The following is a 22946-nucleotide window of genomic DNA, read 5'->3' on the forward strand; positions in this document are numbered from 1 at the left end:
CTCGCGAAGCGGGGCGGTCACGCGGCGACCGGCGCTCTGTGCGGCGCCACGACGGAGCCGTCGGGCAGCAGCAGGCCGGTGTCATCGAACAGCACGACGCCGTTGCAAAGAAGGCTCCAGCCCTGGTCAGGGTGGGCCGAGATCACGTGCGACGCCTCACGGTCGAGCGAGTCGGCACTTGGGCAAGCGGGGAAGTGACTGCACATCGCGCACCTCTCAGATGGCGCTCCTGGTTCCTGGTTTTCAAAAGGGCAACGATCGCCCCGACGGCGTGCGAAGGTCCAGCGTGGCTCTGGTCGACTTCTTCGGCCGGCGGCGAACCTGGGTCTGGCGCATCTTCATCACGTCCCTCAGTGGTCTGTCGTCAGTGGTGGGTCTTCAGTTGTGGAACCTTCGCGTACGCCCCCAGTGTGACGATCGGCGCCGACACTTTCCGGCCGGCTGCGGGAGCGCTGCTTCTTGCATGTCATAACCATGCCCCCGTCTCCTTACGGCACCCTTACAACTCGCTGACGGCACCGCGCGGTTCCTGTCAGCCAGCCTGCCGTACGCGTGAAAGTCCCCTACAAGGCATCATGCCCACTTCTTCGCGACGATGCTGTGCCGATCGACACACACCCATGGTGAGCTGCGGAAACGCGGCCCGAAGAATTCGGCCGAGAGGCGCGCGCGGGCGGCGGTAAGCCACTCGCGCCGCGGGACCCAACCAATCTTCGCCATCGCGTAAAGACGAGACCCAGGCCGCGAGAGCGGGGTAGTTGCGAGCGACTGGCGACAGTGGCGGCGCCGGCGGCGCTCCGGGAGTCGGCGGCGGCTTCCCGGATCCCCGGCGGACGCGACCGCCACGGCCGGCCGCCGCCGCTCGCGGTCGACGCCCTGGCAGCACGCGTACTATCTTCACTATCGCAACGTGCGTCCGGACCGCGGCGAAACTGAGGGCCTCATCAACAGGCCAGATGTGGCCAGGAGGTTTGCTGACGTGACGAGTCAGGCGGGTTGACTTAAGTTCGCAACAAATTATCGGCCCCGCCTCTACTGGTCGGTTTACACAAATAGGTAAGCTGCCTGGCATGCGTGCGCCCTCCGGTTACCTACTCGCCGCGCGCTACCGGCTCATGGAGCCGGTTGGTCGCGGCGGCATGGGCACCGTTTGGCGGGCGCATGACGAGCTCCTCGACCGTGACGTGGCGGTCAAGGAAGTGCGGCTGCCGTCCGTGCTCGACGAGGATCTGCGCGCTGAGCTGTGCGCCCGTACCGAACGCGAGGGCAGGGCGACCGCGATGGTCGCGCATCCTTCCGTCATCACCGTGTTCGACGTCGTCACCGAGGACGACCGGCCGTGGATCGTGATGGAGCTGCTGCGGGCCAAGTCCCTGGAGCAGCTCATCCAGGAACACGGACCGCTCCACCCGCGCAGGGCCGCCGAGATCGGCCGGCAGATCCTCGGGGCGCTGCGCGCCGTGCACGCCAAGGGGATCCTGCACCGCGACGTCAAGCCGAGCAACGTGCTGGTGACCGAGGACCGCGCGGTGCTGACCGACTTCGGGCTGGCCGCGCTCGAAGGTGACGTTTCCATCACCCAGGCGGGCATCGTCCTGGGGTCCGCCGGATACATCGCTCCAGAGCGGGTGCTCGGCTCGAAGGCCAGTCCGGCGGGCGATCTGTGGTCGCTCGGCGCGACCCTCTACACAGCCGTCGAGGGCAGGGGCCTGCACGGCCGGCGTACGGCCGCCGCCGCGCTCGCGGCGCTCACCAGCGGCGAGCCGATCCCCATGAGCAAGGCGGGCCCGCTGGCTCCCGTGCTGGACGCGCTGCTCAGGATCGACCCCCAGACCAGGCTCGACTCCGTACGGGCCTCGCTCATGCTGGCCAGGGTGGCCGCGGGCGGCTCGGCCGAGGAGCCGCTGACGCCCCGCAGGCCCGAACGCTCCGCGTCCCCGCTGAGCTCCCCGTCTTTCACACGCAGGCCCGCACATCGCGGGCTGCACAGAGCGGAGGCCACGGCCGCGGCGCTGACCGTGCCCCCGCCCAGGCAGGAACGTAAACCCGGCGAAGGCGTACACAGGAAGCGCGTAGAAGCGCGGCCGACTCCGTCCGCTTATGCCCGTTTCAAAGCGACGGTGATAAAGTTGTGCCTTCCTCGGCGGTTCTGGCCAAGAGAACTTCGCAAGCGAGGGTAAAGCACTTCCCAAGCGAGAATCGATATCTTCTTCTCATGCCGGAACAGCAGACACGCCTGCTCGCGGAGCGCTACGAGCTCATCGCCCCCCTCGGCAGGGGGACCATGGGCACCGTCTGGCGCGCCCGCGACCGCGCGCTCGGGCGCGAGGTGGCGGTCAAGGAAATCCGCCAGGACCCGGGACTCACCGAGGAACAGCGGGCCGAGCTGCGCGAACGCATGGTCCGCGAAGGGCGCATCGCCGCGCGGATCAACCACCCGTCCGTCGCCTCCATCCACGACGTCATCATCCAGGACGACAGCCCGTGGATCATCATGGAGCTCATCGAAGCCCGCTCGCTGGAGCAGGTGATCGACGAGGAAGGGCCGCTGCCGCCGCGGCTCGTGGCGGAGATCGGCGTCGACCTGCTCGGGGCGCTGCGCGCGGCGCACGCCCAGGGCATCACGCACCGCGACGTCAAGCCGGGCAACGTGCTCATCACCGAGAGCGGCCGGGTGGTGCTGACCGACTTCGGCATCGCCAAGGCGGAGGGCGACTCCCGGCTCACGAAAACGGGCATGGTGATCGGATCACCCGGTTACACGGCCCCGGAACGTGCCAGGGGTGAGTACACCGGGCCCGAGTCCGACGTCTGGTCGCTCGGGGCCACCTTGTACTTCGCGGTCGAGGGGCGACCGGCGTACGAGCGGTCCACCATCGCGGAGACGCTGGCGGCGCTGCTCACCGAGAGCGCGGACCCGCCGACGCAGGCGGGGCAGCTGCGCCCGGTGCTGAACGGGCTGCTGAACAAGGACTACCGGCAGCGGCTCCACGCTGCCAAGGCGGAGACCCTGCTGCGCATGGTCGCCGACACCCCCACGAGCGAGATGCCGGTGCTCACGGCCGAGGCTCTTATGGCGCAGGAGGCCGCTTTGCCCGACCCGTTCGCCCAGAAGACCCCGGCAGGCCCACCTCCCGACGGGCCGGCCGGCCCGCGCGGGCAAGGCCCTGGCGGGCACGGCGCCGGCGGCCAGGGAACCGGTGGCCCCCGGGTCCCCGGTGGTCCTGGCGGTCCCGGTGGCCCCGGCGGTCCCGGTGCCGGTGGCCCGCATGGTCCCGGTGGTCCCGGTGGGTCGGCGCAACGGCCGGTCGGCGGGCCTGGCGGGCAGCGACCCGCGTCCGGGCCGCAGGGGCCGGTACGCGGCCCGAACGCGCCCACCGTGCCGCAGGGCGGCTCGTCAGGGCGTCCGCCGCAGGGACAGCAGCAGCTCGCCGCGCAGGCGCCCGGATCCGGCGCCCGCGGCACCGGCCCAGGAGCGCAGGGCCAGGGGCCAGGCGCGCAAGGACAGGGCACCGGCGCGGGACAGGGCACCGCGCCCGGTCACGGCGTAGGCGCCGGACAGGGCGCCGGCCCAGGGCAGGGCCGCGGTCCGGGCCAGGGCTACGGCCCGGGTCAAGGGTCAGGCCCGATTCATGGGCCCGGTCCAGGCCAGGGAGGCGGCCCAGGTCAGGGAAGCGGCCCGGGTCAGGGAGGCGGTCCGGGGCACGCAGGTGGTCCGGGGCAGAGCACCGGTCCGTGGCAGGGCGCCGGTCAAGGCGGGCCGGCCACTCAGCCGAGCGCGCAGGCCGGCGGCAGCGGCCCGTACGGGAGCCCGCCCTCCGACGAGGGCTACGACCCCGAGCGGACGGTCAGCATCGCCAGGCCCAAGGGCCCCTTCCCCTCGGCGCCCGAGCAGGGCCGCCCGCCGCAGCACCCGGGCGACGAGAGCGCCGTCACCACACGCGTCCACTCCCCGCACAACAACCCGCCGGGGCAGCAGGTCTACCCGCCGATGCCCCAGCAGCAGAACGTCCCGCAGCCTCAGGGCCCCCGTCAGGGACCTCCGCAGGGCGGCCCCCAGCAGCAGGGCCCGCAGCAGGGGATGCAGCAGGGCAAGGGCCTGGGCACGGACCTGTTCGCGATCGCCGGTCAGGAGGAGCAGCGGCCCGCGGGCAACCGCAACGGCATGCTGGTGCTCATGGCCGTGGCCGCCGCCGCGGCCGTGGTGATCGCCGTCCTCGTCGTGGCCCTCATCTCGGCCTGACCGCCGCGCGCCCGCCCGCACCTGCGGCCGGGCGCGCCCTGGGGCAGCGGGGAAGCCCGCGGACGGCAGCGCCTTTGAGCTGATCACGCGGCCGTGGGTCAGACTGGGACTCATGAGCGAGTTCAGAATCGAACATGACTCGATGGGCGAGGTTCGCGTGCCCTCAGGTGCGAAGTGGCGCGCGCAGACCCAGCGGGCAGTGGAGAACTTCCCGATCTCAGGACGGCCGCTGGAGCCGTCGCACATCGCCGCCCTGGGGCTGATCAAGGCGGTGGCCGCCGAGGTCAACGGCGAGCTGGGCGTGATCGACAAGGACCTGGCGGAGGCCATCGCGCAGGCCGCCGCCGACGTCGCGGAGAACGAGCACGACGCGCATTTCCCGATCGACGTCTTCCAGACCGGCTCGGGCACCTCATCCAACATGAACGCCAACGAGGTCATCGCGACGCTGGCCGAGGAGCGGCTGGGCCGGCCCGTGCACGCCAACGACCACGTGAACGCCTCCCAGTCGTCCAACGACGTCTTCCCCACCTCCATCCACGTGGCGGCGGCGACCGAGGTGACCTACCACCTGCTGCCCTCGCTCAGGCACCTGGCGGAGGCGCTGCGGGTGAAGGCGATCGAGTTCGACGGGGTGGTGAAGTCGGGGCGCACCCACCTGATGGACGCGACCCCGGTGACGCTCGGCCAGGAGTTCGGCGGTTACGCCACGCAGGTCGAGCACGGCGTCGTACGCGTCACGACGGCGCTGGACCACGTGCTTGAACTGCCGCTGGGCGGCACCGCGGTGGGCACCGGCATCAACACCCCGCCGGGCTTCGCCCAGGAGGCCATCGGCAAGCTGCGCGAGGCGACCAGCATCCCGTTCCGCGAGGCGAGGGATCACTTCGAGGCCCAGAGCGCGCAGGACTCCATCGTCGAGCTGTCCGGCCAGCTCAAGGTGGTGGCCGTCGCCCTGAACAAGATCGCCAACGACCTGCGCTGGATGGGGTCCGGCCCGCGGGCGGGGCTGGGCGAGATCAACCTGCCCGACCTCCAGCCTGGCTCGTCCATCATGCCCGGCAAGGTCAACCCGGTGATCCCCGAGGCCACGGCCATGGTCGCGGCGCAGGTCATCGGCAACGACGCGACGATCACGTTCGCCGGCGCCTCGGGCAGCTTCGAGCTGAACGTCCAGCTGCCCATCATCGCCCGCAACATCCTGGAGTCGATCAGGCTGCTGGCGAACGTGTCGCGGCTGCTCGCCGACCGCTGCGTCGCCGGCATCACGGCGAACGTGGAACGGCTGCGCGAGTACGCCGAGTCCTCCCCGTCGATCGTCACGCCGCTGAACAAGTACCTCGGGTACGAGGAAGCCGCCAAGATCGCCAAGCAGGCGCTGGCCGAGCGCAAGACCATCCGCGAGGTCGTCGTCGAGCGCGGCCACGTGGCCGACGGCACCCTGACGGAGGACCAGCTCGACGCCGCGCTCGACGTGCTCTCGATGACCAGGCCCTGATCTCCCGGCGGCCGGGCCTGACCGGGGCCTTCAGCCGGTGACGGGGCGCCGGTTCGCGTGGGCCGTACGCGTGGCGTGCGCCCAGCGGGTGAGCAGGGACAGCGCGGCGCCGGAGTCCACGGCGTCCGCGGCCCGCTTGTAGGCCGCGGCCAGCGCGCTCGTGAGCTCGGCCGCCGGCGGGGTGCCGTCGGCGGCCACCACGGCGGCGGCGGCGTTCAGCAGGACGATGTCGCGCACCGGGCCCCGCTCGCCGGCGAGGACGGCGCGCGCGACCCCGGCGTTGTGCTTGGCGTCGCCGCCGCGCAGATCGGCGACACGGGCACGCGGGATCGACAGGTCGGCCGGGTCGAAGACGGCGTGCGTGACGGCTCCCCGGCGCACGACCCAGACCGACGAGGGCCCGCAGGTGGACAGCTCGTCGAGCCCGTCGTCGCCGCGGAAGACGAGCGAGGAGCCGCCGCGCTCGGCCAGCACGCCCGCGATGACCGGCGCCATCTTGGGGTGGAAGACCCCGACCGCCTGCGCGGTCGGCAGGGCGGGGTTGGTGAGCGGGCCCAGGAAGTTGAAGACCGTGGGCACGCCCATCTCGCGGCGCGGGCCCGAGGTCCGTCTCAAGCCGGGGTTGAAGGCGGGCGCGAAGCAGAACGTGATGCCGACCTCGTCCGCCACCGAGACCACCGCGGCCGGTGTGAGCTCGATGACCACGCCGAGCTCCTCCAGCACGTCCGCGGCGCCGGCCAGGGAGGAGGCGGCCCGCCCGCCGTGCTTGACCACCTTCACGCCCGCGGCGGCGGCCACGACGGCGGCCATGGTGGAGATGTTCACGGTGTGGGCGCGGTCGCCGCCGGTGCCGACGAGGTCCACGGCGTCGCCGGCGATCCTGATCGCGGCCGATCTGGCGAGCATGCCGTCGGCCAGCCCGGACACCTCCGCGACGCTCTCGCCCTTGGCCCGCAGGGCGACCGCGAACGCGGCCATCTGGGCGCTCGTCGCGGCCCCTGACATGATCTGCTCCATCGCCCAGGCGGTCTGGCGCGAGGTGAGCGAGACGCCGTCGAGCAGCGTCGTGAGCAGGTGCGGCCACGTGGTGGTGCGGCCGTCGGCGGTGCCGGTGCTCGCGCTCTTGCTCGTGGTGGTGGCGGTGCTGGTCATGGATGCGCCCCTTTCGTGAATGCTCGACGGGGGCGCGTTCGACATGCCGGCGGCCGCCTCGTCGAGGCGGCCGGACGCGTATGCGCAGGGAGGACCGCCTAAGAGGCGGGCCACCACTGGAGCGAATACGCGATCATTTCGCCAAGATAGCAGATCGCCGTGATCCACATAGCCAGGCACCGATCTATGTCGCCCGCACCCATGCGTCACGGCGTGGCGACCGCCTAGGGTTCGGGGTATGGCGAAGGAGCTGACTGGGCGGACCGCGCTGGTGACGGGGGCTGGGGGCGGCATCGGCGCCGCCTGCGCCCGGCGGCTGGCCGCGGCGGGGGCCAGGGTGCTGGTGGTCGACATGCGGGCCGAGCCCGCGGAGAAGGTGGCGGCCGAGATCGGCGGCCAGGCGGTGGTGGCCGATCTGAGCGAGCCGGGCTTCGTGGCGTCGCTACCGGACGAACCCATCGATATCGTGGTGAACAACGCCGGGTTTCAGCACGTCGCGCCCATCGAGGAGTTCCCTCCCGAGGTGTTCGCCACGATGATCAGGGTCATGCTGGAGGCGCCTTTCCTGATCGCGCGGAAGGTGCTGCCCGGCATGTACGCCAAGGGGTGGGGAAGAATCGTGAACATCTCGTCCGTGCACGGGTTGCGCGCTTCGCCGTACAAATCCGCTTATACCGCGGCCAAGCACGGGCTGGAGGGGTTCTCCAAGGTGGTGGCGCTCGAAGGGGCGGCCCATGGCGTGACCTCCACCTGCGTCTGCCCCGCCTACGTGCGCACCGGGCTGGTCGAGGCCCAGGTCGCCGACCAGGCCAAGGTGCACGGCATCGAGCCGGACGAAGTGGTCGAGGACATCATGCTCAAGCCCGCCGCGATCAAGCGGCTGATCGAGCCCGAGGAGGTGGCCGAGCTGGTCGCGTACCTGTGCGGGCCCAGCGGGGCGTTCATCACCGGCGTGTCACTCCCCTTGGACGGCGGCTGGACGGCCCGCTAGTGAGCACCCCCTACCTCGAACTCCTGGCCAGGGAGGCGTCGGCGGTCGAGTTCGAGGGGCCGATCATCCAGGCCAGGGCGGCCGGCGCGGACGCGGCCACGATCGAGGAGCTGGAGCAGGCCAAGGTCGAGGCGCTCAAGGTGCGCGACCTGCTCAAGCGGCGCGCCAGGCGCGAGGCCGAGCTGTCGGCGCTCTACGACACTGCCGGCGACCTGGCCGCGCTGCGCGACCTCGACGCCGTTCTCGAGGCCATCGTGCACCGGGCCAGGCAGTTGCTGGCCACCGACATCGCGTACATGACGCTGCACGACCCCGAGCGCGGCGACACCTACATGCGGGTCACCGACGGGTCGATCTCGGCCAAGTTCCGCGCGCTGCGGCTGGCCATGGGGGCGGGGCTGGGCGGCCTCGTCGCGCAGACGGCCGTCCCCTACTCGACCGCGGACTATTTCGCCGACGCCAGGTTCCGGCACAAGGAGCACATCGACGACGCGGTCAAGGAGGAGGGCCTGGTCGCGATCCTGGGCGTGCCGCTGCGGCTCGGCCAGCGGGTGATCGGCGTGCTGATGGCGGCCAACCGCAGCGCCAGGCCGTTCCTCCAGGAGGAGGTGTCGCTGCTGGCCAGCCTGGCCGCGCACGCCGCCGTCGCGATCGACAACGCCCGGCTGCTGCAGGAGACCAGGAACGCGCTGGAGGAGCTCTCCCAGGCCCACAGGACCGCCAGGGCGCACGGGGAGGCCGTCGAGCGGGCCGCGCTGGCCCACGACCGGATGACCTCGCTGGTGCTGCGCGGCGGCGGGATCGAGGACGTGGCCGCCGTGGTGACCGACGTGCTCGGCGGGTCGCTGGCCGTGCTCGACGACCTGAGCAGGCCGATCACGGGTGACGTCGGCGCGCTGGACGCCGGGGTGTTCGAGGCGGCACAGGCGTCCAGAGCGCTGGGGCGCACCGTGCGGAGGGGCGATCTGCTGATCGCCTCCGTGGACGTCGGCGGCGAGCCGCTGTGCACGCTCATCCTGCGCAGCGACGACGCCGACGAGCGGATCCTGGAGCGGGCGGCGCTGGTGTGCGCGCTGCTGCTGCTGTTCAGGAGGAGCGTGGCGGAGGCGGAGGGCCGGGTCAGGGGTGAGCTGCTCGACGACCTGATCGCGCGGCCCGGCTCCCCCGGGCTGGCCGACCGGGCGCGCAGGCTGGGCGTCGATCTGGGCGCTCCGCACGTCGTGGTGGTCGCCAAGCACGCGGGGCAGCGCGAGCGGGCCGCGTTCTGGGCCTCGTCGCAGGCCGCGGTGCGGCACGGGCTGGCCGCCGGGCGGGGTGACGAGGTGGTGCTGCTGCTGCCGGGAGAGCACGCGGGCCGCATCGCGCAGCGCGTCGCCGCCGAGCTGAGCGCGTCTCTGCACAGCCCGGCCACGGCAGGTGCCGCGCAGGCCCCCACCGGCGTGCCGGACCGGTCGCCGGGGCGCGACCCCGCCGCGACGGGCTCGCACGGGGTCGCCGAGGCGTACCAGGAGGCGCGGCGGTGCGCCGAGGCGCTCATCGCGCTCGGACGGGCCGGCGACGGCGCGAGCGCCGCCGAGCTGGGCTTCGTCGGGCTGCTCGTCGGCGACGGCCGCGACGTGCGCGGCTTCGTCGGACGGGCGCTCGGCGCGGTGATCGACTACGACGCCCGCAGGGGCACCGCGCTCACCGGCACGCTGGCCGCCTACTTCGGCTCAGGCGGCTCGCCCTCGCGTACGGCCGAAGCCATGCACATCCACGTCAACACCGTCACGCAGCGCCTCGACCGGATCGCCAGGCTGCTCGGCGACGGCTGGCAGGAGCCCGAGCGCGCCCTGGAGATCCAGCTCGCGCTCCGCCTGCATCGGCTCGGCCACACATCCACCCAGGAGACTGTGGGTCCCGACCCCATATAAGTGATGCCGGTCACAATCTACGGTGACCGGCATGGCCACTTCCATCAAGAAGATCGTCGCCGCGAGCCTGATCGGCACCACCATCGAGTGGTACGACTTCTTCCTGTACGGCTCGGCAGCCGCGCTCGTGTTCAACAAGCTCTTCTTCCCCGAGTCCGATCCGCTGACCGGCACGCTGCTGTCGTTCCTCACCTACGCCGTCGGCTTCGTCGCCCGCCCGCTCGGCGGCCTGATCTTCGGCCACTTCGGCGACCGGCTCGGCCGCAAGACGCTGCTGGTCGTCAGCCTGCTGACGATGGGGGCGGCGACGTTCCTGATCGGCTGCCTGCCCACGTACGAGAGCCTCGGCCCGGCCGCGGCGCTGCTGCTGACCACGCTCAGGCTGGTGCAGGGCTTCGCGCTCGGCGGCGAGTGGGGCGGCGCGGTGCTGATCGTCTCCGAGCACGGCGACACGGCCCGCCGCGGCTTCTGGGCCTCCTGGCCGCAGGCCGGCGCGCCCGGCGGGAACCTGCTGGCCACCGGCGTGCTGGCGATCCTGGCCGCCTGGCAGCCGGAGGAGGCGTTCCTGGCGTGGGGCTGGCGGGTGCCGTTCCTGCTGTCGGGGGTGCTGGTGCTGATCGGTCTCTGGATCCGGCTGACGATCACCGAGTCGCCGGTGTTCCAGCAGGCCGAGCCCCAGCAGCGGGCGCCGATCGTGGGCGTGCTGAAGTACCACTCCAAGGACGTGATCACGGCGATCGGCGCGCGCCTGGCCGAGAACATCTCCTTCTACCTGCTCACCGTCTTCGTCATCACGTACGCCAAGACCACGGGGATCGACAACTCCACCGTGCTGAACGCGGTGCTGATCTCCTCGGCCATCCACTTCGTCACTATCCCGATGTGGGGCGCGCTGTCCGACCGCATCGGCCGCCGCCCGATCTACCTGGCGGGCGCCGCCGGCATCGGCGTGTGGATCTTCGCGTTCTTCCCGCTCGTGGACACGGGCAACTTCCTGGCGATCACCCTCGCGGTCACCGTCGGCCTGCTCTTCCACGGCATGATGTACGGCCCGCAGGCGGCCTTCTTCACCGAGCTGTTCGGCACCAGGATGCGCTACACCGGCGTCTCGATCGGCGCGCAGCTCTCGGCGATCGTGGCCGGGGCGCTGGCCCCGATCATCGCAGTCGCGCTGCTGAAGACCTACTCGAGCAGCCTGCCCATCTCGGCCTACCTTGGTCTGGCGGCGGTGCTCACCCTGGTCGCGGTCTACGCCGCACGCGAGACCCAGGGCAGCGACCTGGCCGAGAGGACCCACGTGCGATGAAGGTCACCACCCCCCGCCTCACCCAGCACGTCCTGACCACCGAGGGCAGGACCACCGGCGAGCCCGTGCTGTTCGTGCATGGGAACGTCTCCTCCAGCGCCTTCTGGCGCGACGCCATGGCGGCCCTGCCCGGCGGCTACCGCCCGCTCGCGGTGGACCTGCGCGGTTTCGGCGAGAGCGACCCCGCTCCCGTGGACGCCACCAGGGGCCTGCGCGACTACTCCGACGACCTGCTCGAACTGGTCGAGGCGCTCGACCTCGACGGGGTGCACCTGGTGGGCTGGAGCCTGGGCGGCGGCGTCGTCCTTCAGGCCCTGCGCGACCGGCCGGCGGCGGTCAGGAGCGTCACCCTGGTCAACCCGATCTCCCCGTACGGCTTCGGCGGCACCGAGGGCCCGGACGGCCGGCTCACCCACGCCGACGGCACGGGCGCGGGAGCGGGAGCGGCCAGCCCCGACTTCGTGGCCCGGCTCAAGGCGGGCGACATGTCCGATGAATCCCCCACGTCGCCCCGCAGCGTCTTCCGCTCCTCCTACGTCAAGCACCCCGAGGTGCCCGACGAGGACTTCTACGTGCGCGCCATGCTCACCACCCGCGTGGGCGAGGCCCACTACCCCGGCGCCGCCGTCACCTCGCCCCGGTGGCCGGGCGTGGCCCCGGGCAAGTACGGCGTCCTCAACGCCGCCGCCCCCACCCACTTCCGCCTGGACGACCTGCACGAGATCTCCCCCAAGCCGCCCATCCTGTGGATCAGGGGCGCCGACGACGTGATCGTCTCCGACGCCTCCCTGTTCGACCTGGCCCACCTGGGCGCGCTCGGCGCCGTGCCCGGCTCCCCCGGCACCCCGGCCCAGCCCATGGTCACGCAGACCAGGGCCGTGCTGGAGCGCTACGGCCCGTACCGGGAGGCCGTGATCGAGGACTGCGGCCACAGCCCGCACCTGGAGCACCCGGCCGCGTTCGGCCGCCTGCTGACCGGCCATCTGGAGGAGGCCCGATGATCGTCGCACTCACCCTGGTGGCGAGCCTGCTCACGCCGGTCTCCGCACAGCTCGCCGTGCCCGGCGCGGAGAAGACCGTGATCGCCACGCTCGACGACCTGACCACGGCGGGCACCACCGCGAGCGGCCACACCGACCCGGCCGACTGGGCGGGGCTGCACTCGGCCGCGACCGTCAACCCGACGGGCGTGCCCGGCATCCAGATCGACGGCTACTTCCCCGACACCTCCACCACCAACGCCACGCACGGCTGGAACCACGACTCCCAGTTCGTGATCAGGCTCCCCGAGCGCTGGAACGGCGGCCTGGTCGTCAGCGGCACCCCCGGCAACAGGGAGCAGTACGCCAACGACTACACGATCTCCGACTGGGTCCTGTCCAAGGGCTACGCCTTCGCCGCCACCGACAAGGGCAACGTCGGCGTGAACTTCCACGAGGACGGCCGCCGCCCGGGCGACGCCATCGCCGAGTGGAACCACCGCGTCACCCAGCTCGCCGTCGCCGCCAAGGCCGTCGTGCGCCAGCGCTACGGCCGGCAGCCCGCCCGCACGTTCGCCGCCGGCATCTCCAACGGCGGCTACCTGGTCAGGTGGCAGTTGGAGAACCGCGGCTGGCTCTACGACGGCGGCGTCGACTGGGAGGGCACGCTCTGGCGGCTCAAGGGCGACAACCTGCTGACCTTCCTGCCGCCGGCGCTGACGGCTTATCCGGACGAGGCGGGCGTGCGGACGGCCGGGTTCGCGGCCGGCTCGGAGTTCCTGTGGCCGTTCCACCGGCAGTACTACTGGGAGCTCACCCAGCAGCTCTACCAGAAGGAGCTGGATCCGTCCTACCAGGGCGCGGCGGCCGACTACGACTACGCCGAGCGCAAGCCCTACGCGGCCGTGGCGAAGATCGCGCTGACCGGCCGGATCACCAAGCCGCTCATCACGATCCACGGGACGCTCGACACGCTGCTGCCGATCTCGCGCAGCTCCGACGTCTACGCCCAGATGGTCGGCCCGCACCGGCCCTTCCGCTATCACCGGGTCGAGGCGGGCAACCACCTCGACAGCCTGGTGGACGCCTACCCCGACCGGCTCAAGCCGATGCTCCCGGTCTTCAGGAGCGCCTTCACCGAGCTGGAGGACTGGGTCAGTCCTTGAGGTAGCGATGCCTGCCCGCGCGCGCCCAGCGGACCATGTGGCGCGCGCCGGGCAGCCGCCGCCCGATCCTGTGCAGCACGGTGTCCCGGCCCATGGGCGAGCGCCGCTCGGGATCGACCGCGGCGGCGGGGCGTACGCGGACCTTGCCCCTCCGCATGTCCAGCGCGAAGCGCAGCCCGATCTCCTCCTCCGGGGAGCGCAGCGACGACAGCCAGCCGCCGGGCCCGAGCTGCTCGATGCCCGGCATCAGCCGCTTGACCGGCACCTTCGCCACGAGCTGGCCGGCGATTCTGCCCGGCACCCCCGCCTCGACCAGTGCGGGCGCGCACACCTCGCGGCCCCGGCGGCCGGTGCTGCGCAGCACCAGCTCCAGCGGCGGTCCCCCGCTCGGCGGCACGTACGGCACCGGCAGCACGACGTACAGGTGCTTGTCGAGGTGCTTGACCACCACGCCGGGCGACACCAGCGCGATCGACTCGGAGAACGAGCGCGGCTCGACGGCCAGGCCCAGCTCGCCGTGGTCGCTCCAGCAGGGCACCACCAGCCGGGTCCGCGGCCGCTGGGCCAGCACGCCCAGGACGTTGAGCGGGCCCTCCGAGCGGCCGACCCGGCTCCTGGCCTGGTTGGCGCCGCTGAACATGCGTACGTGCACCTCCCAGTGACCCGGCTTGAGCGGCTCGCCCAGCGCGGCGCTGGTCACGTCCACCCTGGCCTCGCCCTTGATCTGCACCCTGACGCGGCGGCGGCCGTCCGGCAGCCGCTCCACGCGGTGGGCCAGCGGCAGGAAGTGAACGACGCCGGTCTCCTTGTGCTGGATGTACACCTCGATGCGGGCCCGCTCGACCGCGGCGGTGATGTCGGTGACGCCCTCCCTCAGCGACCGGGTCTCCAGCGAGCGCGGCGGGATCCAGTGCAGGCGATCGCCGTCCGTGCGGTACCTGTCGGGCGTGCCGTCGCCCGACATGACCTCCACGGTCAGGTTGAGCACGAGGACGTGGGCGTCCCAGCGCACCTCCGTGAGGTCGGCGCGCAGGCCGGCCCGCCTGGAGGAGTTGGCCATGATCACGATCTGGTCCAGGCGCCCCATCCGGACGAACGCGGCCGCCACCCGCAGCTGGACGGGCAGGTAGCGGTCGATCGACTCGGGGAAGCGCCGCTCCACGAGCTCCTGCGCGACGCGGAAGTGCATGCCCCTGTCGACGGAGGAGTCGGCGAACTTGCTGGTCAGCAGCGGGCGCAGGACGGCGTAGCGGAGCCAGTAGGCGTACATGCGATCGCGCTGGCGGCCCGCCCCCACGAAGGCGTCGATGTCGTCGAGCAGCCCGGCCAGGTCATGCGCGATGGCCCGCGGCTCCTCCTCCACCACGGGCCGCTCGCCCAGGTGGCAGCAGACGTGCTCGGCCAGCACGGCGATGACCTTGGCCTGGAGGTAGGCCCGCATCACGAACGCCTGCTCGGCCATCCGCCCGCCGGGCACCCCGAAGCCCAGCTCGTGCTCCTCCAGGAAGGCGCGGCGGTAGAGCTGCTGCGGGTGGAGCAGGGTGAGCAGGCGGTCGCGCAGGATGTCGGCGCGGGCCGTGCTGCGCTCGAAGGCGGTCATCGGCGGCCCGTAGTCGCGGATCATGCGGCCGATCAGCACGTCCGCGTCCGTCTCGACGGCGCGGTCGTGCATGCGGACGAGCGCGTCCTTCTCCAGGCGGTCGCCCTGGTCGAGGAAGTAGACGTAGTCGCCGCTCGCCGCGGCCAGCCCCACGTTGCGCCCGCGCATCGGCGAGCCCGTCTGCGGCAGGTGCAGCGTGCGCACGTTGCCGCGGGCCGCGGCGATGGTGTCCAGGCGCTCCCCGATCCCGTCCGTGGACCCGTCGTCCACGAAGATCACTTCGTAGTCGTCCGCGGGCATCGTCTGCTCCAGCGTGGAGCGAATGCACGCGTCGGCGGTGAAACCCGGATTGTGGACATTGACGATCACACTGACCTTCACACCCATGCGGCCAGCGTGCGCCGGTATACACCTTCGGGCACGGCGGCTTGCCGATTAGAGAAGGAAAGTTGACCTTCTAATAGCGGGCCGCCGACGGTGCGGTGCTCAGTACCAGCCCACCGACTGCGAGTGTCCCCAGGCGCCGCAGGGAGTGCCGTAGCGGCCCTTGATGTAGCCGAGGCCCCACTTGATCTGGGTGGCGGCGTTGGTCTGCCAGTCGGAGCCCGCGCTGGCCATCTTGCTGCCCGGCAGGGACTGCGGGATGCCGTACGCGCCGGAGTAGCGGTTCATGGCGCGCTCGTTCCAGCCGCTTTCCTTCTGCCAGAGCCGCTCCAGGCATCCCCACTGGTCGTCGCCCCAGCCCATGGAGGCGAGCATGGTCTTGGCGGTGGCCTTGTTGCTGCCCGGCGAGGGGTCGCTGCCCGGCGGGAAGTTCACGGGCGGGAAGCCGTTGCCTGACGGGGCCTGCTTGGGCACGACCCAGTCGAGGTCGGTGTTCTTGCCCGCTCCCGAGCGGTTCTTCTTGAGCTGGTCGGCCCGGTAGGCCTGCTCGGCCGCGTTCTTGAGCGCGTCCGTCTCGGGGTCGGGCGCGGCCAGGTCGCCGCTGGCGAGCTTGCCCATGTCCTCGATCGAGAAGCCCTCCGAGGGCGGCTCGTTCGCGTTCTCGATGGCGCGGAAGGCGACGAAGCCGCCACCGCCGAAGATCACCGTCACGGAGAGGACGGTGATGACGATGCGCTTGGGCGTGACACGCGAACGCCGGCGTGCCGAGGGGAGATCTTCCTTCGGGGGACGCTCGCTCAACTGCGGACCGGGGCTCACGAACCATGAGCTTGCCCTGTCCGGGGGGGTGGTCCGCAACCGAAACGCGGTAATCGCTTGGCGTTCTGTTGGCTAACCAGCAGGTTGGCGTGGTCTTTCGGAAAAGATGTGATATTAGTCACATATGCGAGGCTTCCCTTCGCGCGCCCGTTATCCGAAGGGAAGCCCTTTCCAGGGTTTCGCGCGTTGTTCCTGATCGCATCCACGACATGTCACAGTTTGGTGACACAACCCGGGTATACGGGACATGGAATAATAATGTGCGCGTGGCTGGCATCCTCCTTGTTGAAGACGACCCCTCGGTCCGCACGGCTCTAGAGCTGGCGCTGACTCGCCAGGGGCACTCCGTCACGTCCTACGCGACGGGCGAGGAGGCGCTCGACCACATCAGAGCCCGCCGCCCGGAGATCGCGATCATCGACGTCATGCTCCCCGGCATCGACGGGATCGAGGTCTGCCGCCGCGTGCGCAAGCTCGACCAGCTCCCCGTCATCCTGCTCACCGCCAGGGGCGACGACCTCGACGTGGTGGTCGGGCTGGAGGCCGGCGCCGACGATTACGTGGTCAAGCCGGTCGAGCCCCGGGTCCTGGACGCGCGCATCCGCGCCATCCTGCGCCGGGCCGAGTCCGCCGCATCCGACCGCATCACCTTCGGCGACCTCGTGATCGACCGGGGCGCGCTCAAGGTCACGCTGGCCAGCAAGGAGATCCACCTGACCCCGACCGAGCTGCGGCTGCTCCTGGAGCTGGTACGCCACCCAGGCCAGGTGCTCAACCGCCGCTACCTGCTGCGCGCCGTTTGGGACCACACGCACATCGCCGACTCGCGGCTGGTGGACGCCTGCGTGCAGCGGATCAGGGCGAAGATCGAGCCGCGGCCCGCCGAGCCGGTGTTCATCCACACGGTGCGCGGGTTCGGCTACCGGTTCAGCCCTCCGTGATCCCGCTGCCCACCGGGCTGCGCGCGCGCCTGGTCATCACGTTCACGCTCGTCGCCGTGACCGCCTCGTCACTCGTCGCCACGATCGGCTTCGAGCTGGCCAAGACCGCCCTCATCACGAGGGCCGAGAACACCTCGCTCGACCTGGTCACCAGGGAGCTGAGCAGCATCACCTTCCCCATCGGCGCGCTCCAGGCGGGCGAGGCCGAGCCCACGACCAGAGAGCTCGAGAACGTGGCCCGCACGCTGGCCGGCCCCGGCCGCGGCGTGCTGGTCGAGTACGGCAGCCTGATCGCCACCGAAGGCCCCATGACCATGAGCGACGTGCCGAACGAGCTCTACGGCCGGGCCAAGCAGAGCATCGTCACCCAGCGCAGGGTCATCCGCAACGAGCTGTGGCTCATCGTCGGCGCGGAGGTCTACCGCGACACCGCGAACGGCACGCCCGAGGCCACGGGGCTGCGGGCGTTCGTGTTCTTCCCGATGCGCGACGACGAGCGCCAGCTCGCCACGCTCAGGACCACGCTCACCCAGGCCGGCGTGGTCATCCTCCTCATCGCCCTGGTCGTGGCGCTGCTGTCGGCCAGGCAGGTGCTGCTGCCCGTCAGGAGGCTGAGCGCGGCCGCGCAGGCGCTCGGCCAGGGCAGGCTGGACACGCGGCTGCCCGTCCACGGGCAGGACGAGCTGGCCGAGCTGACCGCCAGGTTCAACGACGCGGCGGCGGCGCTGGAGCTGAGCGTGTCCGAGCTGCGCTCGATGGAGGCCATGGCGCGCAGGTTCGTGGCCGACGTCTCCCACGAGCTGCGCACGCCGCTGACCGCGATGACGGCCGTGGCCGACATGCTCTCCGAGGAGGCCAACCGGCTGCCCGAGGCGCCCGCCGAGGCCGTACGGCTGGTGCTGCACGAGATCGAGCGCCTGCGCGAGCTGGTCGAGCACCTCATCGAGATCAGCCGCTTCGACGCGGGCACGGCCACGCTCAACCTGGAGCCGGCGAACGTGGCCGACGCCATCCAGGACTGCCTGGAGGTGCGCGGGTGGAGCGAGCAGGTCAAGGTGAGCGCCTCCCAGGGCCTGACCGCCAACCTCGACCCCAGGAGATTCGACGTCATCGTGGCCAATCTCATCGGCAACGCGCTCAAACACGGCAGGCCGCCGGTGGTGGTCAGCGCCAGGAGCACGGAGAACGGCCTGGAGGTGAAGGTGCGCGACCACGGCAAGGGCATCCCGCGCGAGGCCCTCCCGCACGTCTTCGACCGCTTCTTCAAGGCCGGCGCGGGCCGGGCCCGCAGCCAGGGCAGCGGTCTCGGCCTGGCCATCGCCAGGGCGAACGTCCACCTGCACGGCGGCACCATCTCCGTACGCACCCAGAACCCCGGCACCTTGTTCACCGTCTGGCTGCCGCACTCATGAGCCCCGTACGCGCCCTGAGCGCCGCCACGGCCCTGCTGACCGGGCTGCTGTCCGTGGCGGCCTGCGGCATCTCCCCCACCGACGTCCAGGACCGGGGCAACGCCCCCACCGTCAAGGTCCCGCCGCCGTCCAAGACGATCTACCTGGTCCGGGACGGCGACCTCGCCCTGGAGCCGGCCAACGTCCGCAGCGACTCGGTCGAGGACCTGCTCAAGGCGCTCTTCGCGGCCTCCGCGCAGCCGCTGGGCGACCTGGACACCGCGTTGCGCAGCTTCACGTACCTGAAGTCGGAGGACTCGCTCAACCCCGTGCAGCGCGACGAGATCCGGCTGCCGCGCACCTCCACGCTGACGGTCTACATCTCGGGCGAGGGCACGCTGAGCAAGCTCGGCAAGGCCCAGATCGTCTGCACGGCGCAGCAGGAGGTGGCGTTCGAGCTGGTCAAGATAGTCCGGCAGAACGCGAACCGCCCCTCGAAGTCCGAGGGGCGGTACACCTGCGGCGAGCTGAAGTGACCCGCCGGTAACCCGTTACATCGTGATGTCCTCGAGCATCTCGGTCACCAGTGCGGCGATCGGCGAGCGCTCGGACCTGGTCAGCGTGACGTGCGCGAAGAGCGGGTGGCCCTTGAGCTTCTCCACCACGGCGACCACGCCGTCATGCCGCCCGACGCGCAGGTTGTCGCGCTGGGCGACGTCGTGGGTGAGCACGACCCGCGAGTTGGCCCCGATCCTGCTCAGCACGGTCAGGAGCACCCCACGCTCCAGCGACTGCGCCTCGTCCACGATCACGAACGCGTCGTGGAGCGACCGGCCCCGGATGTGCGTCAGCGGGAGCACCTCCAGCATGCCCCTGTCGAGCACCTCCTCGATCACCTCCGGCGACGTGATCGCGCCGAGGGTGTCGTAGACCGCCTGCGCCCACGGGCCCATCTTCTCGCCCTCGGTGCCCGGCAGGTAGCCGAGCTCCTGGCCGCCCACGGCGTAGAGCGGGCGGAAGACGACCACCTTGCGGTGCTGGCGGCGCTCCAGGACCGCCTCCAGGCCCGCGCAGAGCGCCAGCGCCGACTTGCCCGTGCCGGCCCGGCCACCGAGCGACACGATGCCGATCTCCGGGTCCATGAGCAGGTCGAGCGCGATGCGCTGCTCGGCGGAGCGGCCGTGCAGGCCGAACACCTCGCGGTCGCCGCGTACGAGCCGTACTGACTTGTCGGGCTGAACCCGGCCCAGCGCCGAGCCCTTGGCCGACAGCAGCCGCAGACCGGTGTGCGTCGGCAGGTCTCTGGCCTCTTCGAAGTCGGCGGAGCCCTTGTCGAAGAGCGTCTCGACGTCCTCGGTGGTGACCTGGACCTCGGCCATCCCCGTCCAGCCCGACTCGTTCACCAGCTCTGCGCGGTATTCCTCCGCCGACAGGCCGATCGAGGCAGCCTTGACCCGAAGTGGCAGGTCTTTGGACACCAGGACGACGTCACAGCCCTCGGCGGCCAGCGAGCGGGCCACGGTCAGGATGCGGGTGTCGTTGTCGCCCAGGCGGAACCCCACGGGCAGGATGGACGGATCGCTGTGATTGAGCTCAACCCTGATCGTGCCATCCCCTGTGGGCATCTGCTCGTCGAGCCTGCCGTACTGGACGCGCAGGTCGTCGAGGTAGCGCAGAGCCTTCCTCGCGAAGTAGCCGAGCTCGGGATGGTGCCGCTTGCCTTCCAGCTCCGTGATGACCACGATCGGAAGGACGACGTCGTGCTCGGCGAACCGGGTCATTGCCGCCGGGTCGGCCAGCAGGACCGAGGTGTCCAGCACGTACGTACGCTTGGCCGGCTGGTGAGTAGGGTTGCTCGAGGACACTGCCACACGTTCTCCCCCGGGTGCCCCATGGTGCGGGCACCCTGCAGACGAGGCGGGAATCGGACCGGACCCGCGTCCCCGACCGCGAGCTGCCGTCGGCGCCGGGGTCCGGCCCCCTCGGCAAACTCTTGGCGCAAAGGCGGGCCCTCTCCGGAGTGTCCGGCCTGTGGTCGGACACTTCCAACGTTACGTCGTGAATACCCACATATGGCCTCAGGAACCGTAACGTCGGTTTCTCGCAGCGTAATCACGCAGCGCCCGCAGGAAATCGACCCTGCGGAAGTCGGGCCAGTACGCCTCGTGGAAGTAGAACTCTGAGTGAGCGCTCTGCCACAGCATGAAGCCCGACAAGCGCTGCTCGCCCGACGTCCGGATGAGTAGATCCGGGTCGGGTTGGCCGCGAGTGTAAAGATGCTCCGCGATGTGCTCGACATCGAGTACCTCGACGAGGTCCTCGATGCTCGCCCCCTTGCTCGCTTGCTCCTGGAGCAGTGAGCGCACCGCATCGGCAATCTCACGTCTTCCTCCATACCCAACTGCAACGTTCACAATCAGGCCTGGACGGTGTGATGAAGCTTCTTTTGCGTTTTTTAGGACATTGGCCGTGCGGTCCGGCAGTAGATCGAGCGCGCCGACCGGGCTGATCCGCCAGCCTTCGTCCACGAGCTCCTGCGTCACGTCCTCGATGATGCGCAGGAGTGGCTCCAGCTCTTCCCTGGGGCGGTTGAGGTTGTCGTTGGACAGCATCCAGACCGTGACGACCTCGACGCCGCTCTCACGGCACCAGCCGAGCAGCTCGGAGATCTTGTCGGCGCCCTTACGGTGGCCGGTGGCCACGTCACGCATGCCCATGGCGCGCGCCCAGCGGCGGTTGCCGTCGATGATGACCCCGACATGCCGGGGGACGCTGTCCTTCGACAGCTTGGTCTCCAGCCGGTGCTCGTACAGCCGGTAGACCAGATCGCGCAGGCCCACGGAGTGCCTCCCCTGCGGTGGCTGTGCCTCAGGTCGTATGACCTAACAGGCAATTATCACCGCGATTCGCCCGTGCCTGCTCCTTCTCCCGGATTCCTAGCCAGATCTCTACCTTTCAGACATCCTTCCGCCTCATTTACCAGCCCGCGCACGAACGTCGACAGCTCCGCCGACGTCAGCACCGCCCGCATGCCCACGCCCGTGGCGCCCCACGCCTCCACGTAGGCCCGCCTGGTCAGGCGCCACTCGCCCCGCGACTCCTTGCCGGGCTGCCAGACGGGGATCGTCCTGAGCTGGCAGCGCAGCTCGCCGCCGCCCACCACGCCGGACCTCGTCCGGTAGCGGAAGGAGAACAGCTCGCTGTCCGGCTCCTCGTCGGGGAACCTGTCGTCGGGATCGCTCCACCGCCTGCCCCCGCCGCGGCCCTGCCGGGCCTCGTCCACCCCGCGCGCCAGGCGCGCGAGCAGCCACCCGCAGCGCTCCCCGACGCTCCCGTACGGCGTGCCGTCGCGATGCAGTTCGAGGGTGACCTCGTACGGTGTGCCGACGCTGTCCGTGCACGCGATGGGCGTGACGGTCAAGTACGAGCCGTCAACGCAGCGTAGTCCCCCCATCCCCTCCCCTTTTCCGGCCGAAAGTCGGCTAAACCGGCTATGTCAGGGGATGCCAGCCGTGTTCTCGCCAGCCGGGCGGCTGGTGCCACTCGGTCCAGCCGTGGCCCCTGCGCCCGTCCTCGGTCTCGAACTCGCACATGGCCCTGGGGAACTCGGCGACCGCGCCCTCGGGGGACGTCAGCGTCACGGGGGCGAAGGCGATCGGCCGGACGGTCGTGGTGGTCCCGGGAAAGCGCAGCACCGTCTCGGCCGGGCGGTCCCCGTCGAAGGCCGTGGACGCCGAGAAGCCGGCCACGTGCTCGATCTCGCCGCCCGGCGGCACCCGGAACGCCGGCCAGGGCAGTGCCATGCCGAGGTTGGCCTGCATGCCGTGCAGGTGCGTGCCGTCCTCCAGCCGGCCGCTGCTCCACAGCCAGGAGATCGACCACCAGTCACGCACGCCCCAGCTGTGGTCGCGCTCGCCGTACCCGTGGAAGGGGGCGCCACCGATGGTGCCGGTGATCTCGCAGGGGATCTCGTAGCGGGGGGTGAGCGAGTAGCCGTAGACGCCGCCCGCCGTCCGCCATTCGAGATCCAGCGCCAGGTCGGGCGCGTCGAGGCGGACGCGGGCCGTACTCAGGGGCTCCGTCGTGCTGAGGGTCGCCTCGTAGCCCGGGCCCTCGATCACCGGCTCCGGGCCGCCGGGCAGCGGGGCCTCGTGGTCGGTCACCGCCACCAGCCCGCCGTCCCTGGTCACGAGACACGCCCAGAACCAGGCCCGCTTCCAGTTGGGGTAGAGGCCGAGGCGTACGTAGCCGCCCAGGTCGCCGTCCGCGGAGACGAAGTCGAAGTAGTGGGACTCGTTCCACAGCGGCTCGCCGCCGGGCTCGTGCGCCTGCTCGTCCTCGTGGCTCAGGGGCCATCCGCCCATGTTGACGATCCGCATGCCGCCTCCCAAGCGCTTGCTGCGATCAGCTTAAGCCAGCCCGGCCGCACGGTCCCCGCGGGAGGCAGGCAGATCCAGGGCAGGGCAAGGTCAGGACAGCAGGTCAAGGCAGGGGGCGTGTCAGGGCAGGGGCGTGTCAGGGGGGCCGGGTCACGAGGCCGGGTCACGAGGCCGGGTCAGGGG

Annotated in this window: 19 protein-coding genes; 11 read left to right on the forward strand and 8 right to left on the reverse strand. The window is 71.1% G+C overall.

Going from position 1 to position 22946, the window contains the following annotated elements; translation table 11 throughout:
- Positions 1-17: 17 nt before the first annotated feature.
- The gene (locus ETD85_RS23190; protein ID WP_138691870.1) at positions 18-206 is read right to left on the reverse strand and encodes a DUF5999 family protein; all 189 of its coding nucleotides are present in this window, start codon (positions 204-206) and stop codon (positions 18-20) included.
- Positions 207-1070: 864 nt separating this feature from the next.
- On the opposite strand from ETD85_RS23190, the gene ETD85_RS23195 reads away from it, so the two are divergent.
- From ETD85_RS23195 to ETD85_RS23205, 3 genes are all read left to right on the forward strand, one after another.
- Complete coding sequence (locus ETD85_RS23195; RefSeq protein ID WP_138691871.1) at positions 1071-2180, forward strand: serine/threonine-protein kinase; 1110 nt, start codon at positions 1071-1073, stop codon at positions 2178-2180.
- Positions 2181-2215: 35 nt separating this feature from the next.
- Positions 2216-4243, forward strand: coding sequence for a serine/threonine-protein kinase (locus ETD85_RS66895; RefSeq protein ID WP_206058477.1), 2028 nt, complete (start codon positions 2216-2218; stop codon positions 4241-4243).
- Positions 4244-4355: 112 nt separating this feature from the next.
- Entirely contained in the window at positions 4356-5741 is a 1386-nt protein-coding gene (locus tag ETD85_RS23205; RefSeq protein ID WP_138691872.1) for a class II fumarate hydratase, read from the forward strand.
- A gap of 30 nt (positions 5742-5771) precedes the next feature.
- Here ETD85_RS23205 and trpD read toward each other — a convergent pair whose 3' ends face one another.
- Entirely contained in the window at positions 5772-6893 is a 1122-nt protein-coding gene (gene trpD, locus ETD85_RS23210) for an anthranilate phosphoribosyltransferase (RefSeq protein WP_138691873.1), read from the reverse strand.
- Between the two features lie 238 nt (positions 6894-7131).
- Between trpD and ETD85_RS23215 the strand changes: the two genes are divergently transcribed.
- The 5 genes from ETD85_RS23215 to ETD85_RS23235 are packed head-to-tail and all read left to right on the forward strand — an operon-like array spanning position 7132 to position 13249.
- Complete coding sequence (locus ETD85_RS23215) at positions 7132-7884, forward strand: 3-hydroxybutyrate dehydrogenase (RefSeq protein WP_138691874.1); 753 nt, start codon at positions 7132-7134, stop codon at positions 7882-7884.
- A complete protein-coding gene (locus tag ETD85_RS23220; protein WP_240779326.1) occupies positions 7884-9797 on the forward strand; it encodes a helix-turn-helix domain-containing protein in 1914 nt (637 codons plus the stop codon). The genes ETD85_RS23215 and ETD85_RS23220 overlap by 1 nt, the downstream gene beginning before the upstream one ends.
- A 31-nt stretch (positions 9798-9828) precedes the next feature.
- Positions 9829-11103 (forward strand): MFS transporter, encoded by a 1275-nt coding sequence (locus ETD85_RS23225; RefSeq protein WP_138691875.1) that lies wholly within the window; start codon positions 9829-9831, stop codon positions 11101-11103.
- Positions 11100-12104, forward strand: coding sequence for an alpha/beta fold hydrolase (locus ETD85_RS23230; protein ID WP_138691876.1), 1005 nt, complete (start codon positions 11100-11102; stop codon positions 12102-12104). Before ETD85_RS23225 ends, ETD85_RS23230 begins: the two co-directional genes overlap by 4 nt.
- Positions 12101-13249, forward strand: coding sequence for an alpha/beta hydrolase family protein (locus ETD85_RS23235; RefSeq protein ID WP_138691877.1), 1149 nt, complete (start codon positions 12101-12103; stop codon positions 13247-13249). Before ETD85_RS23230 ends, ETD85_RS23235 begins: the two co-directional genes overlap by 4 nt.
- On the opposite strand, the gene ETD85_RS23240 is transcribed toward ETD85_RS23235, so the two are convergent.
- Positions 13239-15236, reverse strand: coding sequence for a glycosyltransferase family 2 protein (locus ETD85_RS23240; RefSeq protein WP_138691878.1), 1998 nt, complete (start codon positions 15234-15236; stop codon positions 13239-13241). The genes ETD85_RS23235 and ETD85_RS23240 overlap by 11 nt on opposite strands.
- 99 nt (positions 15237-15335) lie before the next feature.
- Complete coding sequence (locus ETD85_RS23245) at positions 15336-15944, reverse strand: aggregation-promoting factor C-terminal-like domain-containing protein (protein WP_138691879.1); 609 nt, start codon at positions 15942-15944, stop codon at positions 15336-15338.
- A 374-nt stretch (positions 15945-16318) separates the two neighbouring features.
- Here ETD85_RS23245 and ETD85_RS23250 point away from each other — a divergent pair, with 374 nt between their 5' ends.
- From ETD85_RS23250 to ETD85_RS23260, 3 genes are read left to right on the forward strand one after another with little or no spacing between them, the layout of a single operon-like run.
- Positions 16319-16993 (forward strand): response regulator transcription factor, encoded by a 675-nt coding sequence (locus tag ETD85_RS23250; protein ID WP_138691880.1) that lies wholly within the window; start codon positions 16319-16321, stop codon positions 16991-16993.
- Positions 16990-18405 carry a sensor histidine kinase gene (locus ETD85_RS23255; RefSeq protein ID WP_138691881.1) on the forward strand — a complete coding sequence of 472 codons (1416 nt, stop codon included), beginning with the start codon at positions 16990-16992 and terminating at the stop codon, positions 18403-18405. The genes ETD85_RS23250 and ETD85_RS23255 overlap by 4 nt, the downstream gene beginning before the upstream one ends.
- Positions 18402-18920: a hypothetical protein gene (locus ETD85_RS23260; RefSeq protein ID WP_138691882.1), complete on the forward strand. Its 519-nt coding sequence runs from the start codon at positions 18402-18404 to the stop codon at positions 18918-18920. The genes ETD85_RS23255 and ETD85_RS23260 overlap by 4 nt, the downstream gene beginning before the upstream one ends.
- Before the next feature lie 15 nt (positions 18921-18935).
- Here the strand turns inward: ETD85_RS23260 and ETD85_RS23265 are convergent, their stop codons facing one another.
- From ETD85_RS23265 to ETD85_RS23280, 4 genes are all read right to left on the reverse strand, one after another.
- Complete coding sequence (locus ETD85_RS23265; protein ID WP_276617257.1) at positions 18936-20255, reverse strand: PhoH family protein; 1320 nt, start codon at positions 20253-20255, stop codon at positions 18936-18938.
- 207 nt (positions 20256-20462) lie between these two features.
- Complete coding sequence (locus ETD85_RS23270) at positions 20463-21224, reverse strand: isoprenyl transferase (RefSeq protein ID WP_138691883.1); 762 nt, start codon at positions 21222-21224, stop codon at positions 20463-20465.
- Between the two features lie 56 nt (positions 21225-21280).
- Entirely contained in the window at positions 21281-21838 is a 558-nt protein-coding gene (locus ETD85_RS23275; RefSeq protein ID WP_138691884.1) for a hypothetical protein, read from the reverse strand.
- A gap of 37 nt (positions 21839-21875) precedes the next feature.
- Positions 21876-22763, reverse strand: coding sequence for a DUF7064 domain-containing protein (locus tag ETD85_RS23280; RefSeq protein WP_138691885.1), 888 nt, complete (start codon positions 22761-22763; stop codon positions 21876-21878).
- Positions 22764-22946 lie beyond the last annotated feature (183 nt).

Origin of the sequence: Nonomuraea zeae, assembly GCF_005889725.1 — a bacterium.
In the GTDB taxonomy this organism is placed as follows: Bacteria; Actinomycetota; Actinomycetes; order Streptosporangiales; family Streptosporangiaceae; genus Nonomuraea; species Nonomuraea zeae.